Genomic DNA, 16,766 nt, shown 5'->3' on the forward strand with positions numbered 1-16,766 from the left:
GCTCAGGCTGAACGGATGCTGGAATGTGTGGCCTTCGATCCTCCGCTCCGTTCAGCCTGAGCGAAGTCGAAGGCCACGGGATTACCGCCCCGACAGCGTGAAGCTGTCGACATCCATCCACCCGCCCTTGGCACCCGGATTATAGCAGAACAGCGCATATTGCTGTCCTTGGAACGTCCCCGTCCGCCAGTCGAAGGCGAGCGGGAAATCGCCGCCCAGCGTCCGCCAGTCGCGCCCGTCGACGCTATAGGCGACGCTGCCCCGATCGGTCTTGAAATCCATGTCGGTGCGCAGGAACAGCCGCTTGGCGGCGATCGGCTGGGCATCGACCCGGACGTCGGTCTTCTGGGTGTCGGCCAGATCCTCGATCACGCGCATGGTGAGCGTCAGTCGGCCATCGCGTCCCCGGCCGACCGCGATATGGCCGTTATATTTGCCGAAGGTGCCGAAGCCGCACTGGTCGCCAGCGGCGATATGCGACGGGTCGATCGCCACGATCCCCCGGCTGAACGGTCCCTGTTCCTTTTGCAGCAGGGTGTTGCGCGCGCTCCAAAGGGCGGGGGCCTGGCCCGCGCGCAGTCGCATCCAGCCCGGCCGCTCGGTCAGCGACCAGCCGCTGGCGACGGGATTGTGGTTCCACTGCCATTGCAGGCCCAGCTTGGACGCCGCGAAATCGTCCGAGGCGGGGAGCAGGCTGACGGGCTGGCCCTGGATCGGCTTGGTCGCGGTGGCGGGCACGCGGCCCGGCGTGTCCGGCGTGCCCCAGACCGGCCAGCGGTCCTTCCAGAAGACGGGGCTGATGTTCGTCATCCGCCCGACCGCACCGGCATCGATCATCACGAAGCCATAGTCGGTGCCATCGGGCAGATCGACGATCGCACCCTGATGCCCGCCGGTCTTGTCGTCGATCTGGTCGCGCGTCTCCCATGGCCCGAACAGGCTCTTGGCGCGCGAGACGGTCATCCCCAGCCGGAAGGGGATGGCGTTGAACATGTAATAATAGTCGCCGCGTTTGACGAGCTTCGAGCCCTCGGCGCCCTTGTTGAAATAGACGACGCGTTTGTCGGTGACGGTGCGCAGGTCGCGGTCGAGGCTGAGCAGCGTATTGGTGCCGTCCGACCCGACCGAGGTCATGATATAGGCGCTGCCGTCCGTGTCGAAGAACAGGCCCGGATCAAAGGCTTCCTCGCTGATCCGGTTCATCGTCCAGGGGCCGCGAATGTCCTTCGAGCGATAGATGCGTGTCTTCTCGCCGACCGGCGTCACCGCGATGTAGAAGACGCCGTCGCGGTAGCGCAGGCTGGGGGCGAAGATGCCCTTTCGATAGGCGCCGCCCTTCTTCAGCTCATATTCGGGCAAGCCCTCGAGCCGATCGATGACATGGCCGACGAAGCGCCAGTTCACCAGATCGCGCGAGGTCATGATGGTCAGGCCGGGGACGTTGGCAAAGGTCGTGGTGATGAAGTAGAAGTCCCGCCCCACCCGAATGATGTCGGGATCGGGATAATCGGCATAGAGTGGCGGATTGGCATAGGTGCCGTCGCCGCGATCCGACTGCCAGGCTTGTGCACCAGCCATGGCGGACAGCCCGGCCAGCGAGACCGCAAGCGCAATCGCGAAAGGTCGCCGCGCCGTCATCGCGGCGTATACGCATAAGGGCCGATGACCGTGCCGACGAACCCGCCCGCGCGCGCGGTGCTGAGGAAGCGGACATCGAGATCGGATGTCAGCGTCATCGGCTTGCCGCCTGTCTGATAATCGAACGTCATCATACCGCCTTTCGCATGGATGCTGAGCGTGACCGGTCCCTTTGCGGTCAGCGGCGCAGAGGCCACCAGCCTTTCGGGCGCGGCTTCGTCGCGCGTGTTCTTGCCCTCCCGGACATAGAGCGCGATGCGCGGCTGTCCGTCGATACGGGTCAGGCCGAAGAACAGATAGGCATAGTCGTTCTGGATCGCCGCCAGCCCGGCGCGTGCGCCGTCCCTGGCGGGGGTGAAGGTCAGCGTCGTCGCGACATCGGCGACCACATGCTGCTGGCGACGCCCGACAAAGGCGGGCACGCCGCTCCGATCGCCCAGCGGCGCGCCGCTGTCGATCGACAGGCGGCCATTGGCGACGCGGTAGAAGGGGGTTTTGGGCGTGCGGATGCCGATCCACGGCATGGCGAGCTTATTGCCGTCGAAGCCGTCGACATAGCCGAAGTCGCCGCTGGTCGGCAGTTTGGGGGCGGGGCTGGCGGGCAGGTCGGGCTTGGCATGGGTCCAGGGTACGGGCTTGCCGCGCTCCAGGATCATCGGCCATCCGTCCTTCCAGGTGACGGGCAACAGGAAGGTCTCACGCCCGATATTGTAGAAATCCTCGGCATAGGGGCGCGTCGCGAGGAAGGTCGCCCACCAGTCGCCATTCTGCGTCTGGACCAGCTCGGCATGGCCCGCCGCGCTGATCGGATGCGGACGGTTGGGGTCGAGATCGCGTTGGGTAAGGATCGGATTGCCGGCGTAGGGCACGAAAGGCCCGCGTAGCGCCTTGGAGCGGAAGACGACCTGCGAATGGTTGACGCTGGTCCCGCCCTCGGCGGCGGTCAGATAATACCAGCCGTCCTTCTTGAAGATATGCGGCCCTTCGATCCAGACGGGCTTCTTCGACAGGTCGACGCCGCCATTGATCAGCTGCGTACTCTCCCCCACCATCTTGCCCGCGCGCCAGTCATATTCCTGGACCCAGATGGCGCGGTGGCCATCATAGCGCGGCGTCTCGTCGGGTGCGCGGTTGTTGACGATATAGGCGCGGTCCCCCTCCCAGTAGATGGACGGGTCGATCCCCTCGAAGGGGAGCCAGATCGGGTCCGACCAGGGGCCGGCGGGGTTCTTGGCGGTGATGACGAAATTGCCCCGGCACTGAACGCAGGTGTTGACGATGTAGAAGGTGCCGTCGTGATAGCTGATGTCGGGCGCGAACACCGCCTCGGAAATCGCGCGGCCCGAGAAATCGAGCTGCCCCGGCCGGTCGATCGCATTGCCGATCTGCGTCCAGTTCACGAGATCGGTCGAGTGGAAGATCGGCAGGCCCGGATAATGGGCGAAGGACGAATTGACGAGATAATAGTCGTTGCCGACCCGCGTGACCGAGGGATCGGGATAATAGCCCGCGACGATCGGGTTCAGATATTCGCCCGGGCCCGGCTTTACCTGCTCCAGCGAACGGCCCTGATAGCGGAAGTCATCGAACTGCGCGGTCTGCGCGACGGCGGGCCCGGCCAGGCTCAGCGACAGGGCAAGGAGCGTCAGGCGGCGGATCATGCGATGGTCTTTCGAACGGGGGCAGCGCGGAGGGCATCGGCGATGGCCGCGCGCAGCGGCTTGGGGTGCAGCGCATCGTCATAGGGAAGGGGGCGCTGGGCGACGCCGTCAGGGCGCGGCGCGAACCCCTGCAGCCAGCTATGCTTGTCCCACAGGCCCCAGCACAGGAACTGGTCGAGCTGCGGATAGGCGAACATGCGATCGAGATAGTCGCGCGCGACGGCGGCGACCTGCGCGTCGCGGCGGACGGGATCGGCCGGGAGTTCGCGGTCGTTGATGTCGAACTCGGTGATCAGCAGGCGATAACCCATCGCCACCACCGCATCGATGAACTGCTTCCACTCGGCGCGTTGGGCGCGCGAATGGCTGCCGTCATTGCCCAGATGGCTCTGGATGCCGAGCGCGTCGACCGGCACCTTTTCGCGCCGGAACCGCTCGAGCAGCCGCAGGACACCGGCGCGATGCTTCTCGTTGCCAACCTCCCAGGACATATAGTCGTTATAGACCCGCTGGGCGTGGGGGGCGTGTTCCCTGGCCGCTTCGAACGCGATCTTCAGCGCGTCGAAGCCGAGCGCCTGGGTGAAGACGGTGTCGCGGATCTCGCCAGTCTTGGGATCGATCGTCTCGTTGACCACGTCCCAGGAATAGATGCGATCGCCGAAATGGCCGGCGACGCTGGCGATATAGGCGCGCAGCCATTTTTCGGCGCCGACGCTCCGCACCCGCTCGGCGAGCGCCGGCGAGATATACTTGCCATAGTTCCATAGCAGGGTGTGCCCGCGCAGCTTCATGCCATGGTCGCGCGCATAGGTCGCGATGGCGTCGGCGGGGCCGAAGTTCAGCGCCTGCGGGTCGTTGCCGACCACATAGACCTTCATCTCATTCTCGGGAACGACGACCGCGCATTCGCGCGCGATGATCGCGCCATAGGCCGGATCGTTGATCGGCGAGGATCGTCCGGCATTGATCGCGGTGCCGAACAGGATTCCCTTGGCCGCCGCCAGATCGCGTAACGGCATATCGGCCTGCGCCATAAGTGGTGACGGGAGCGCTCCCATCATCAGGCCGCCGGTCATCCCGACAAGCTGTTGCCGACGCGTCAGCATCGGGCCTTGCCCCTTGGGTTCCATCACCCTCTCCTTTGTGCTTTGCGGCGACATTTGCATGGTGATGGTCAAACGGCAAGGCCCTGATCAGGCGGGACAATCGCGTCAGTCGAGCAGTCGCGCCTCGCCCCAGGCGACGGGCAGAGCCGCGTCGGGAGCGCTATCGGCGCGGGCGACCAGTTCGATCAGCTTGCGACCGCGCACATCGGCCTCGATCGTCGCTGGCGTTCCGTTCAGCGTCGCGGGCTGCGAGCGGGCGAGGAGCTTGCCATCGCCATAGACTTCGAACACCACGCGCCGGCGGCGTGCGGTGGCGGAGTCGTCGATGCCGACCGTGGCGGCGAACCGCGACTGGCCCGGATTGCGTACCTCCAGTCGCGAATTGGCGAGGACGCCAAGGCCCGTGTCATACACCTTGCCCGCCATGCGAAGCGGCCGGCCGAAGGGCGTGCGATCGGCCTGCGCGCCGCCCCAGCCGCCATATTGCGGGAAGTCGCCCGGCCCGTTGCTGCCGCCCCAGGGGCTGAGTTCGTGATGGATCGTCGGATCGCCCTCGGGCGTGACGACGCCGTCCTCGGCCGGGTTCACGTCGCCGGGCGTCTCCGACAGATAATGGCCGCCCGTCAACCGGCGCTGGCCGGTGACGCGGTAGATCAGCGTCTGGTGCGGCGCGACGGTCAGCCTGGTATTGCCCGTGAAGCTGGTCTTCTGACCGCTCCACAGGTCGGTCAGGGCCACCGGCCGGTCGCCGCGCAGTTTCAGATGATCGGCGGTCAGCGTCGGCTGGACCGGCGCGGCGGTGCGGTTGAGGATCGCCACCGCCTTGTCGCCATTGGCCAGTGTCTTCACAAAGATCTGGACATCGTCCGACCGATAGGCCGGCACCGCCTGATGTCCGGCGGCATCCTGGTTCAGCGCGATGATCGCCCGGTTGCCCAGCAGCGCCAACTGCTCGGCATTGGCCTTGCGCAGGTCGAAGCCGATCAGCATTGGCGCGTTCATCATCGCCCATAACGCGAAGTGCGAGCGGGCCTCGGTCATGTGATCGGCGTCGAACTCGCCCGACCCGACGAACAGCATGTCGGGGTCGTTCCATGTATGCGCATGGGCATAGAGCGCACGGGTCGCGCTGGTGTCGAAGTTGGTCAGCATCCGCGACCAGTGCGGCGTGATGTCGTCGCTGGTGCGCGAGACATTACCGATCTGCTTGCCCCAGTTGCGCACATTGGACGAGCCCCAGAGGCACAGCGAGAACAGATAGTCGCCATCCGGGTTTTCCCGCTTCAACGCGGTCGCGACATGATCATAGAGCGCGCGCACCGCCGGAATGTCGGTCCGCGCGAGTGAGTTCATGTCGATCAGCGGGGCCAGTTCGCGATAATCGCCCTTGCGGACATGGTCGCTGTCCCTGCCCAGCCCGCGAATGCCGCAACCATCGACCTTGATATAATCGAACCCCCATTCGCGGAAATAGAGTGCGATGTCCTGGTCGATATGGCCGTACAGCCCCACCTCGCGCTCGGCTACGGTGCCCTCGGGCTGGTTGGCGAAATTGGGGGTGTAGACCTGGCCGCAGCTGTTGCGGCCGATGTCGGAATAGATGCCCGCCTTGAACCCCATGGCATGGAGCCGGTCGGTCAGCGGGCGAAAGCTGGTCTGCTGGTTGGCGCCGGCCTTGGCGGAGGGGAATTTGTCGGCGCGGATCACCAGCCGGCCATCGGGCTGACGCCGCCGCAACCACCAGCCGTCATCGATGTTGATGTACCGATAACCGGCGGCGGCCAGCCCCTTGTCGACGATCAGCTGCGCCGAGGCCATGACCTTTTCCTCGTCGACATCGCTGTTGAACGCGTTCCAGCTGTTCCAGCCCATCGGCGGCAATGCGGCCTGACCATCCTGATTGGCGGTCCAGCGGCCGGTGGGCGCCAGCGGATCGGTCTTCGCCGGGGCCGTCTGCGCGATGCCGGTGGATGACAGACACGCGACCACCGCCGCGCCCGCCAGACAGGCCTGTTTGATCCGTCGCATTGCCTCACCCGCTTCGTTATCGTTGCCGCCATCTTGTCGGACTAAAGCGGGGCTGTCCAGTCAAGCTGTTTCGATTACGGTGTTTCGCGTCCGAAGTCTCTCAACGCGTTAAACAAAGTCGGCTTCGCGCAACCGGATGGGTTTGCCGGGTGTCAGGGTGATCCGCGTCTGTCGAGCACCCAGCCGGACGATGCGTTCACCCGCCAGATCGCCGGCCAGCATTGCCGACACGAGCCGCCCCTCGCGCCAGCGCAGGTCGACCCGGCACCGCCCGCGTGCGCGCAGGCCGCTGACCGATCCCGTCGGCCAGGCGCGGGGGAGCGCCGGGAGCAGCAGCAGTTCGTCGTCACGGCTCTGCATCAGTATCTCGACGATCGCGCGCGTGCCGCCGAAATTGCCGTCGATCTGGAAAGGCGGATGCGAGTCGAACAGATTGGGATAGGTGCGCTGCGGCCCCAGCAGATAGGCGATGATCCTGTGCGCATGCTCGCCGTCATGCAGCCGCGCCCACAAATTGGCGCGCCACGCGGTGGCCCAGCCGGTCGACTGGTCTCCGCGTATTTCCAGCGACTTGCGCGCCGCTCTTGCCAGTTCCGGTGTCCGGTCGGGGGTGATCTGGTCGCTGGGGAACAGCGCATAGAGGTGTGAGACATGGCGGTGATGCGGATCGGGCGCGCGGGCGTCCCAATCCTCCTGCCATTCCTGCAACTGTCCCTCTCGGCCAATCCGGTCGGGGGCGAGGCGGGCGCGGGCCGCCTTCACCTGCGCGGCGAACTCGGCATCGATGTTCAGGATCGCGGCGGCGCGCGCCACCTGATCAAACAGGTCGCGCAGGATCTGCTGGTCCATCGCCGGCCCCGCGCAGATCGAGACACCGGGCGAATGCTCGTTCTCGGGCGACAGCGACGGGCTGGTGACCAAGTGACCCGTTGCCGGATCGGTCTGCAGCGTGTCGAGGAAGAACAGCGCCGCCCCGCGCATCAGCGGATAGACCGAGGCCAAGAAGGCCGGATCGCGGTGATAGTCGTAATGCTCCCACAAATGGGTGCACAACCACGCCCCGCCGGTCGGCCACATGCCCCAGGGCGCGCCGTCGATCGGCGCGGTCGCACGCCACAGATCGGTATTGTGGTGGCAGACCCAGCCGCGCGCGCCATACATCTCCCGCGCCGTCCGTTCGCCGCTGATCGCCAGTTCGCGCACCATCTGCACCAGCGGCGCGACACATTCGCCCAGCCCGGTCGGCTCGGCGGGCCAATAGTTCATCTCGGTATTGATGTTGACGGTATATTTGGACCCCCAGGGCGGGTTGGTACTCTCGTTCCACAGCCCCTGGAGGTTCGCCGGCTGCCCGCCCGCGCGCGACGACGTGATCAGCAGATAGCGGCCATAGTTGAAATAAAGCGCGGCCAGCGCCGGATCATCCACGGCGCGATCGGCGCGCACCCGCTCGTCGGTGGGGCGCAAGCCCTGGGGGCTGGTGCCGAGATCGAGCGCGATGCGGCGGTAGAGCCGACGATGCTCGGCCAGCGCATCGGCCGCGACCTTCACCGCTCCCCGCGCCAGCGCCTGGTCGATCGTCCGCGATACGTCCGCCAGCGGATCGCCGGTCAGATCCCCCGAGCCGCGACGGCTGGTCGCCATAGCGAGGAAGAGCGTCACCGATCGCGTGCCGCGTACCGCCAGCCCGTCGCCGGTCGTCACCGTGCCGCCGCGCGCCACGACACCCAGTTGTGCGGCGAAGCGCAGCGCCGCCTTCACGCCGGCATGATCCGCATTGCGCCCGGTGAGGGTCAGCCGATCACGGGTAGTCTCGACCCGAATATCCTGTTGCGGGGAGGTCAGGGCGATGTCGAGATCGAACGGCCGGTCGGCCTCGATCGTTATCATCAGTACCTGGCCGATCGGCGAGGCGATCACCGTTCGCCGGTGGGTGACGCCGCCTGCCGAGAAACGCGTGGTCGCGGCGGCGCTGTCGAGATCGAGCTGCCGGTGATAGTCGCTGGCCGCATCGTCGGTCAGCCCCGGCCAGCGCAGGATCAGATCGCCGAGCGGCTGATAGGGCATTTGCGTGCGCGGCGTGCCGATCAATGTGCGATCGGCCAGTGCCTGCGCCTCCTTCAGCCGCCCCGCCGCGATCAGCCGCCGCACCTCGGGCAAGGCCTGGCGCGCGGCGGGATTGATCGGATCATAGGGCCCGCCCGCCCACAGGCTGTCCTCGTTGAGTTGCAGCCGTTCGCGCGCGATGCCGCCAAAGACCATCGCGCCCAGCCGCCCATTGCCCACCGGCAACGCTTCGGTCCAGGCCTTGGCAGGGGTGCGATACCAAAGGCGATGCGTCGGATCGGGCGCGGTCGGGGTGGCAGCGCCGGCGGGTTTGACCAGCCCGCCGCTGATCGCGCCCGCCGCCAGCCCCTGGAGCACGCCGCGCCGCGACGCGCGCATCAGCGTCGACCCGCCGACTGACCGACCAATATCTTGCCAAAAAAGGGCAAGACCTTGTCCTGAAAGCGCACGCCGATCCGGTTGACGTGATCGCCCTCGTACACCTCGAACTGATGGGCGATGCCATAGCGGTCGAGCGCGGCGTGCAGCGCCTCGGCATCGGGCTTTAGTCCGTCCTGCGACCCGACATCCAGCCCGATCGCGCGAAAGCTGCGCAAGGGGGCGATATATTGATCGACAAAGGCAAGCGGCGTGTTCGCCAGCCACTTGGCCATGATGTCGTCGCGCAGCTTGCCGTCCTTGATCGGCAGGTCGAGATAGAGCGGCGGGTTCTTCGGATTGGGCGACCAGGCGGCCGACGCCGCCAGCATGGCGCGCTGGCCCCAGTTCAGCTTGGCCGAATCCTTGGGCGAGGTCAGGCTGGTCAGCGCGGCCTCGTTCCTGGCATCGGGCTGCGCCATGGCGCGGGGCGACAGGCAGCAGGGGCTCATCATATAGATGGCACCGTACATGTCGGCATGCTTCATCCCGATCCGCGCGGTGCCATAGCCGCCCATCGAATGGCCGATCAGCCCGCGCGCCTCGCGCCGGGCAATGGTGCGATAGCGGGCATCGATCGCGGTGATCAGGTCGTGGCTGATGAACCGCTCGAAGTCGCCGACCGTCTGCGACGAGGAATACATCGATCCGTTATGCATCGTCTTGCTGTCGGGAAAGACGAGGATCATTGGCGCGACGCCGCGCGCAAAGGCGCCCTCGATCGAGGCGGGGACATGGATTTCGCTGGTCCATTGCTCTGCGCCGATCGAATAGCCGTGCAGCGCATAGACGACTGGATAGCGGCGCGCCTTGTCGGCGGCATAGCCCGGCGGCAGCACGACGATGACGTCGCGGTCGGCGCTGTTCCCCTCCAGATTGCCTTCGATGGCGGCCGAATGGACCTTGATCCGCTCTATCGTCACCGGCTTGGCACCGGGCACCGTGACGGGTGCCTGGGTCGCCATCTGTGCGGGCGCGGCGGCGAGCGGCATCAGGGTCAGCGCGGCGGCCAGCATCCACCGGGCGCGGGAAGGGCGTAGGGCCATGCGTGTCATCCTCTGTCCTGGGTCCGCGCCGACCTGGAAGGGGCCGGTCCGCTTCATTTGTCCGGGTATCGTTACCAGCAGTCCGCCGTGCCTTGTCAAGGCGTGGATTTGGGGCATTCCCTTGGCCTTCGACTTCGCTCAAGCTGAACGGGTGGCGGGGCATAACCTTGTCCCTCCCAAACGCCGTTCGGCTTGGGCGACGTCGAAGGCCACGCCAAAACCCCACCCATCGCAAAACGCCGAACCGGCCTTGCATCCCGCATCCTGATAGCGCTATCGTCCGGTCAAAGCCCCGAAGATGGGGCGCTTGGAGAGGAAAAGCGATGAAGCGCTTGATGATGGCCAGCGTGGCCGTGCTGGGTCTGTGCACGGCGGCCTGTGGAACGTCGAACGAGGCGGGCAACACCGCTCAGGCCAACACCGCCACGGCGGCGAACGAGGCAAATCCGACCGCACCCGATGGTCGCCATTACCTGTCGCAGCCGCTGGTGCGGGAGATTTTCACCGCCGATCCCTCCGCGCATGTCTGGCCAGACGGCAAGCTCTATATCTATCCCAGCCATGACGTGCCGACCGACACGCCGAACGACGATCTGGGTAACCAGTATGCCATGCGCGACTATCGCGTGCTGCGCATGGACGAGCCGGGCGGCAAGGTCACGATCGGTCCTGTCGCGCTCGACGTGAAGGACGTGCCCTGGGCGTCGCAGCAGATGTGGGCGCCCGACGCCGCCTATAAGGACGGTACCTATTATCTCTATTTCCCGGCGCGCGATAAGTCGAAGGATCGCAACGGCCTAGGCGCGTTCCGCATCGGCGTGGCGACGTCGAAGAACCCGATGGGGCCGTTCAAGGCCGAGCCGGAGGCAATCCCCGGCAGCTTCTCGATGGACCCGGCCGTGTTCCAGGATGCGGACGGCACGGCGTATATGTATTTCGGCGGCATCTGGGGCGGCCAGCTTCAGCGCTGGAAGGACGGCAAATACGATCCGAACGGCAGCGACACCGACCTGAAGCAGGACGACCAGCCCGCTATCTCGGGCAAGATCGCCAAGCTGAACCCCGACATGAAGACCTTCGCGGAGACCCCGCGCGACGTCGTGATCCTCGACGAACGGGGCAAGCCGGTTCTGGGCGGCGACCATGACCGGCGCTTCTTCGAGGCGTCCTGGGTCTTTAAGCGCGACGGCAAATATTATTATACCTATTCGACCGGCGACACGCATTTCCTGAACTATGCGATCGGCACCAGCCCGTACGGCCCGTTCACCTATAAGGGCCATATCCTGAAGCCGGTGCAGGGCTGGACCACCCATCACTCGATCGTCGAGTGGAAGGGCAAGTGGTGGCTGTTCTACGCCGATACCCAGTTGTCGGACAAGAACCATCTGCGTAACGTCAAGATGACCGAGCTGAAGTTCAACCCGGACGGCACGATTCCGACCATCGATCCGTTCGTGAAGTAAGGGACGCGGATGTTCTTAGGGATCGATATCGGCACGTCCGGCGTGAAGGCCGTCGTGCTGGACGAACATGGCGCGGTGGTGGGGCAGGGGACGGCGGCGCTGACCGTGCAGCGCCCCCATCCGCTCTGGTCCGAACAGGACCCGGAGGCCTGGTGGCAGGCGACAACCGCCGCCGTCCGCGCGATCGATCCGGCGGTGCGTCGGGCGGTGCGCGGCATCGGGCTGGCCGGGCAGATGCACGGCGCGACCCTGCTGGGCGCGGACGATCAGGTGCTGCGTCCCGGCATTCTCTGGAATGACGGCCGCAGCCATGCCGAATGTGCGGAGCTGGAGGCCAAGGCCCCCGATCTGCACCGGATCGCGGGCAATCTGGCGATGCCGGGCTTTACCGCGCCCAAGCTGCTATGGGTCGCGCATTACGAGCCGGAGACCTTCGCGAAGATCCGCACCGTGCTGCTGCCCAAGGATTATGTCCGGCTGCGGATGACCGGTGAGAAGGCGTCGGACGTATCGGATGCCGCCGGCACGCTGTGGCTGGATGTCGAGCGCCGCGAATGGAGCGACGACATCCTCGCCGCCACCGGCCTGACCCGCGAGCAGATGCCGCAGGCGGTCGAGGGCACGGCGCAGACCGGCCGTTTGCGTGCCGACGTCGCCGAGGCCTGGGGCATCGACCAGGTGCCGGTCGCGGGCGGCGGTGGCGACAATGCCGCCGGAGCCGCCGGCGTGGGGGTGGTCAAGGACGGCGATGCGCTGCTGTCGCTGGGCACGTCGGGCGTGATCTTCGCCGCCACCAAGGAATTCCGCCCCAATCCGGCGGGCGCGGTCCATGCCTTCTGCCACTGTCTGCCGAATGTCTGGCATCAGATGTCGGTGCATCTGTCGGCGGCGGCCTGCATCGACTGGGTCGCGCGGCTGACCGGCACGCCCGGTGCCGCCGAGCTGTTCGCCCGCGCCGAAAGCGTGGGTCCTGCGAGCGGCCCAGAAATCTTCCTGCCCTATTTGTCGGGCGAGCGGACGCCGCATAACGATGCCGAGGTGCGCGGCGCGTTCCTGGGGCTAGACCATGACACCACGCCCGAGCGTCTGGCGCAGGCGGTGCTGGAGGGCGTGGCGTTCGCGCTGGCCGACGGCCTGTCGGTGCTGCGCGATGCCGGGACCGAGCTGTCGCAGCTGTCGGTCATCGGCGGCGGGGCTCGCTCATCCTATTGGGGGCAGACGCTGGCTGCCGCGCTGAACGTCGAACTCGTCTATCTGAAGGGCGGCGAAGTCGGCCCGGCTCTGGGTTCGGCGCGTCTCGCCCAGTTGGCGGTCGACGGCGGCTCGCCGGAGGAAGTCTGCGCGCCGCCGCCCGTCAGCCACGCCATCGCCCCCGACGCCGCGCTCGTCGAGCGCTTCGCCCCCAAGATCGCGCGCTTCCGCGACAGCTATTCCCGTATCACTCCGAGGAACGTTTAAATGGCTACCGACTTTTTCGCCGACATCCCGACGATCCGTTACGAGGGTCCGGACAGCGAGAACGAACTCGCCTATCGCTTCTATGATAAGAACCGCGTCGTGCTGGGCAAGACGATGGAGGAGCATCTCCGCTTCGCCGCGTGCTTCTGGCATACCTTCTGCTGGCCGGGTTCGGACGTGTTCGGCGGCGGCACCTTCAACCGCCCCTGGCATGCCGGCGCCAATGATAGCGCGGCCGCCGCGCAGAAGCGGGAAGTGGCGTTCGACTTCTTCTCGAAGCTCGACATCCCCTATTACTGCTTCCACGATGTCGACGTGATGGCCGATGCGCAGGGCGTCGCCGAGCATCGCCGCTATTTCGCCGAAGCGGTCGATCACCTCGAAAAGCTCCAGGCCTCGTCGGGCCGCAAGCTGCTCTGGGGCACTGCCAACCTGTTCAGCCATCCGCGCTTCGCCGCCGGTGGCGCGACCAACCCGGACCCCGAAGTCTATGCGTTCGGCGCGATGCAGGTCCGCGACGCGCTGGAAGCGACGCACCGGCTGGGCGGCGCCAACTATGTGCTGTGGGGCGGTCGCGAGGGTTACGAGACGCTCCACAACACCAATATGAAGCGCGAACTGGACAATCTGGGCCGCTTCCTGAGCCTGGTCGTCGAGCACAAGCACAAGATCGGCTTCAACGGCACCATCCTGATCGAGCCGAAGCCGCACGAGCCGACCAAGCACCAGTATGACTTCGACACGGCCACTGTGTACGGCTTCCTCAAGGCGTACGGCCTCGAGAACGAAGTGAAGGTCAATATCGAGGCGAACCACGCCACGCTCGCGGGCCACACCTTCGAGCATGAGATTGCGACCGCCGGCGCGCTGGGCATCTTCGGGTCGATCGACGCCAATCGCGGCGATCACCAAAATGGCTGGGATACGGACCAATTCCCCAATTCGGTCGAGGAACTAACGCTCGCCATGTTGGAGATCATCCGCGCAGGCGGCTTCACCACTGGCGGCTTCAACTTCGACGCCAAGGTCCGTCGCCAGTCGATGGATGCGGTCGATCTGTTCCACGGCCATGTCGGCGGGATCGACGTGGTGGCCAAGGGCCTGCTCAATGCCGCCGCGCTGATCGAGGACGGTCGACTGGATGCGATCAAGTCCGAACGTTACGCCGGTTGGGACGGTGAGTTCGGCCAGCAGATCGGTGGGCTCGACCTCGCCGGCATCGCCGACCTCGCCGAGCAAAAGGCGATCGATCCCCGCCCGCGTTCGGGTCGTCAGGAGCGGATCGAGAATATCGTCAACCGCATCGTCAACAAGTGACCCGTCGGGCCGGATGATCCGGCCCGTCAGGTATGAAAAAGGGGCGCGTCCGGTGATCGGGCGTGCCCCATTTTTCTTAGCGTTCGGCGTGGCCTTCGACTTCGCTCAGGCTGAACGGGTGTCACGGGATGTCCGAGTCCCAACCTCCGTTCAGCCTGAGCGAAGTCGAAGGCCAAGGGAATCCCGCCGTCCATGACGAACGGCGGGACGTTCGAGATTACGCCACCTCGTTCGCCGCCATGTCGCGCAACGCCGCGTGAAAGCGGCTCACCGCCGCCATATTGAACCCGGCGATATTGATCCGACCCGACCCCGCCATATAGATGGCATGCCGATCGCGCAGCCATTCGACTTGGGCGGGCGACAGCGGCAGCGTGGCGAACATGCCCTTGCCGTGCGCGACCGCGCCCAGATCGACGGTACCGATCCGACCGCCCTCTGCCAGCATCGCGCGCAGGCTTTCCAGCCGCTGTCGCATCGTCTCCAGTTCGTCCCGCCATTCGGCGGCAAGCGTCTCGTCCTCCAGGATGATCCGCACGATCGCCGCGCCATGATCGGGCGGCATCGACCAGTTGGCGCGGGCCAGCGCGAGGAGATTGCTCAGGACGACCGCGCCGGCATCGGCATCGGGGGTGATGGCGAACAGCGCACCGGTCCGCTCGCGATACAGCCCGAAATTCTTGTCGCAGGAATAGGCGAGCAGCGCCTCCGGCACGGCGGCCAGGATCGCGCGCGCGCCAGCTGCGTCGCTATCGAAACCGTCACCCAGACCCTGATAGGCCAGATCGACCACCGGGATCAGCTTCTCCGCGACGACCCGCTCGGCGATCGCGGCCCAGCCGGCGGCGTCGGGATCGATGCCGATCGGATTGTGGCAGCAGCCGTGGAGCAGCACCGCGTCCCCCTCGGCCGCACCGTTCAACCCGGCGAGGAAGCCCTCCAGATCGAACGTCTGGCTGGTCAGATCATAGCAGGGGATCATCGCCGGCTCGACACCCGCCTGGCGATAGATGGGCGCATGGTTGGCCCAGCTCGGGCTGCCGATCCAGATGCGCGCGACGCCCGCGCGCGCCAGCAACTCGGCGGTCAGGCGCAGCGCGCCGGTGCCGCCGGGCGTCTGCAATCCGACATAGCGGTCGCTTGGCACCGCGTCGCCGATCACGATCCGGCCCAGCGCCTGGACGAAGCCCGTATCACCCTCCGGCCCCAGATAGGATTTGCTGGCCTGCGTCTCCAGCAGTCGGGCCTCGGCCGCCTTGACCGCCGTCATCACCGGCGTCCGCCCCTCTTCGTCGCGGAATACGCCGACGCCCAGATCGATCTTGTCGGGCCGGGGGTCGGCGGCGTGCTGGCCGATGATCTTCAGCAAGGGGTCGTCGGGCTGGCGGGTCAGGGTCGCGAAACGCATCGTAAAACCTTCCGGGAATGGATCGCGGCACCATAGGGCCATGACCGCGAAATGGAATGCACCGGGCGGTTCGTCGCGCCGACCGGGCTGTCGGCGATATTCGCATTTCCGGCCATAAAGAGGCGAAGGGGTTCACGTCACCGATAGAATCGTTCCGTTCATCCCGTTTATTCGGCTAAATAGCGAAAAATACGCGATATTGATGTGTATTATTGAGATCGCGAAGAGATGCTTCCTATATTGTTTGCGAAGGACAATGTTACTCGGCCGGTGGTCAGGTCGGTGACGTGGAGGACCAGGCATGAACCGCACGCAGATACGCCCCGCCGCCCGCTTTTCGCCCGCGCTGAACCGGCTGTCGAAACTGGCGCGGCTGGATGCGGCCGCCCATTCGGCCTTGAGCGATGCGATCGCCCGTCCCCAGGTACTTCGCCCCCGCCGCGACCTGCTGGTCGAAGGACGCGATGTCCCTCATCCGCAGCTGATCCTGTCGGGTTGGGCGGCGCGGGTCCGCATCCTGCCTGACGGGCGGCGTCAGTTCCTGAACTTCCTGCTGCCCGGCGACCTGATCGGGCTGTATCATCATAGCCGCCCGGTATCGCCGACGACGATCGTCACGCTGACCGAGGTGACGGTCTGCGTGCCCCCGGCACCGGGAAGCCATGCGGCGCTGGACGAGGCCTATGCGCTCAGCCAGGCGCTCGACGAAGCGCATCTCCTGTCCCAGATCGCCAGGCTGGGTCGGATGAACGCGATGGAGCGGATCGGCGACCTGATGCTGGAGCTGCATGAGCGGCTTAGCCTCAGCGACCTGACCCAGGGCCGCAGCTATGAGCTGCCCATCACGCAGGAGACGCTGGCGGACGCGCTCGGATTGACGGCGGTGCACGTCAACCGGATGCTGCAGGCGGCACGGCGCGCGGGCGACCTGATCTGGTCGACGCGGACGATGACGATCCCCGATCCCCAGCAGTTGGCACGAAAGGTGGGGCGGTCGCCCGTCCGCGTCCTGGCCCCCTGATCATCGCTTCACCGACGCCCGGCAACAGGTGATGATCCGTATCATTGATGCGGATCAAGATATTGAAAAACAATATGAAGTGCTGGAACATCGTGCGCGGCCCGACGCTGTCCTTGTAGAGCAAGGAGAGCCC

At 66.0% G+C, this 16,766-nt stretch carries 11 protein-coding genes; 4 read left to right on the plus strand and 7 right to left on the minus strand.

Annotated elements, in window-relative coordinates; translation table 11 throughout:
- Positions 1–81: 81 nt before the first annotated feature.
- From ACQHGV_RS06375 to ACQHGV_RS06400, 6 genes are all read right to left on the minus strand, one after another.
- Entirely contained in the window at positions 82–1,638 is a 1,557-nt protein-coding gene (locus ACQHGV_RS06375) for a glycoside hydrolase family 43 protein (protein ID WP_440979849.1), read from the minus strand.
- Positions 1,635–3,299 carry a glycoside hydrolase family 43 protein gene (locus ACQHGV_RS06380; RefSeq protein WP_440979850.1) on the minus strand — a complete coding sequence of 555 codons (1,665 nt, stop codon included), beginning with the start codon at positions 3,297–3,299 and terminating at the stop codon, positions 1,635–1,637. Before ACQHGV_RS06380 ends, ACQHGV_RS06375 begins: the two co-directional genes overlap by 4 nt.
- Entirely contained in the window at positions 3,296–4,405 is a 1,110-nt protein-coding gene (locus ACQHGV_RS06385; RefSeq protein WP_440979851.1) for an endo-1,4-beta-xylanase, read from the minus strand. Before ACQHGV_RS06385 ends, ACQHGV_RS06380 begins: the two co-directional genes overlap by 4 nt.
- A 105-nt stretch (positions 4,406–4,510) precedes the next feature.
- On the minus strand, positions 4,511–6,433 hold the full coding sequence (locus tag ACQHGV_RS06390; RefSeq protein ID WP_440979852.1) for an NPCBM/NEW2 domain-containing protein: 1,923 nt from the start codon (positions 6,431–6,433) through the stop codon (positions 4,511–4,513).
- A 108-nt stretch (positions 6,434–6,541) separates the two neighbouring features.
- Positions 6,542–8,878 (minus strand): glycoside hydrolase family 95 protein, encoded by a 2,337-nt coding sequence (locus ACQHGV_RS06395; protein WP_440979853.1) that lies wholly within the window; start codon positions 8,876–8,878, stop codon positions 6,542–6,544.
- Complete coding sequence (locus ACQHGV_RS06400) at positions 8,878–9,963, minus strand: alpha/beta hydrolase (RefSeq protein ID WP_440979854.1); 1,086 nt, start codon at positions 9,961–9,963, stop codon at positions 8,878–8,880. Before ACQHGV_RS06400 ends, ACQHGV_RS06395 begins: the two co-directional genes overlap by 1 nt.
- A 323-nt stretch (positions 9,964–10,286) precedes the next feature.
- Here ACQHGV_RS06400 and ACQHGV_RS06405 point away from each other — a divergent pair, with 323 nt between their 5' ends.
- The 3 genes from ACQHGV_RS06405 to xylA are packed head-to-tail and all read left to right on the plus strand — an operon-like array spanning position 10,287 to position 14,204.
- On the plus strand, positions 10,287–11,429 hold the full coding sequence (locus ACQHGV_RS06405) for a glycoside hydrolase family 43 protein (protein WP_440979855.1): 1,143 nt from the start codon (positions 10,287–10,289) through the stop codon (positions 11,427–11,429).
- 9 nt (positions 11,430–11,438) lie between these two features.
- A complete protein-coding gene (xylB, locus tag ACQHGV_RS06410) occupies positions 11,439–12,887 on the plus strand; it encodes a xylulokinase (protein ID WP_440979856.1) in 1,449 nt (482 codons plus the stop codon).
- Positions 12,888–14,204: a xylose isomerase gene (gene xylA, locus ACQHGV_RS06415; protein WP_440979857.1), complete on the plus strand. Its 1,317-nt coding sequence runs from the start codon at positions 12,888–12,890 to the stop codon at positions 14,202–14,204. It abuts the gene before it with no gap.
- A gap of 217 nt (positions 14,205–14,421) precedes the next feature.
- Here xylA and ACQHGV_RS06420 read toward each other — a convergent pair whose 3' ends face one another.
- The gene (locus ACQHGV_RS06420) at positions 14,422–15,612 is read right to left on the minus strand and encodes an amino acid aminotransferase (RefSeq protein WP_440979858.1); all 1,191 of its coding nucleotides are present in this window, start codon (positions 15,610–15,612) and stop codon (positions 14,422–14,424) included.
- A gap of 301 nt (positions 15,613–15,913) precedes the next feature.
- Between ACQHGV_RS06420 and ACQHGV_RS06425 the strand changes: the two genes are divergently transcribed.
- Positions 15,914–16,633 (plus strand): Crp/Fnr family transcriptional regulator, encoded by a 720-nt coding sequence (locus ACQHGV_RS06425; RefSeq protein ID WP_440979859.1) that lies wholly within the window; start codon positions 15,914–15,916, stop codon positions 16,631–16,633.
- Positions 16,634–16,766 lie beyond the last annotated feature (133 nt).

It is taken from the genome of Sphingomonas pseudosanguinis, from assembly GCF_052056765.1.
Taxonomy (GTDB): domain Bacteria; phylum Pseudomonadota; class Alphaproteobacteria; order Sphingomonadales; family Sphingomonadaceae; genus Sphingomonas; species Sphingomonas pseudosanguinis.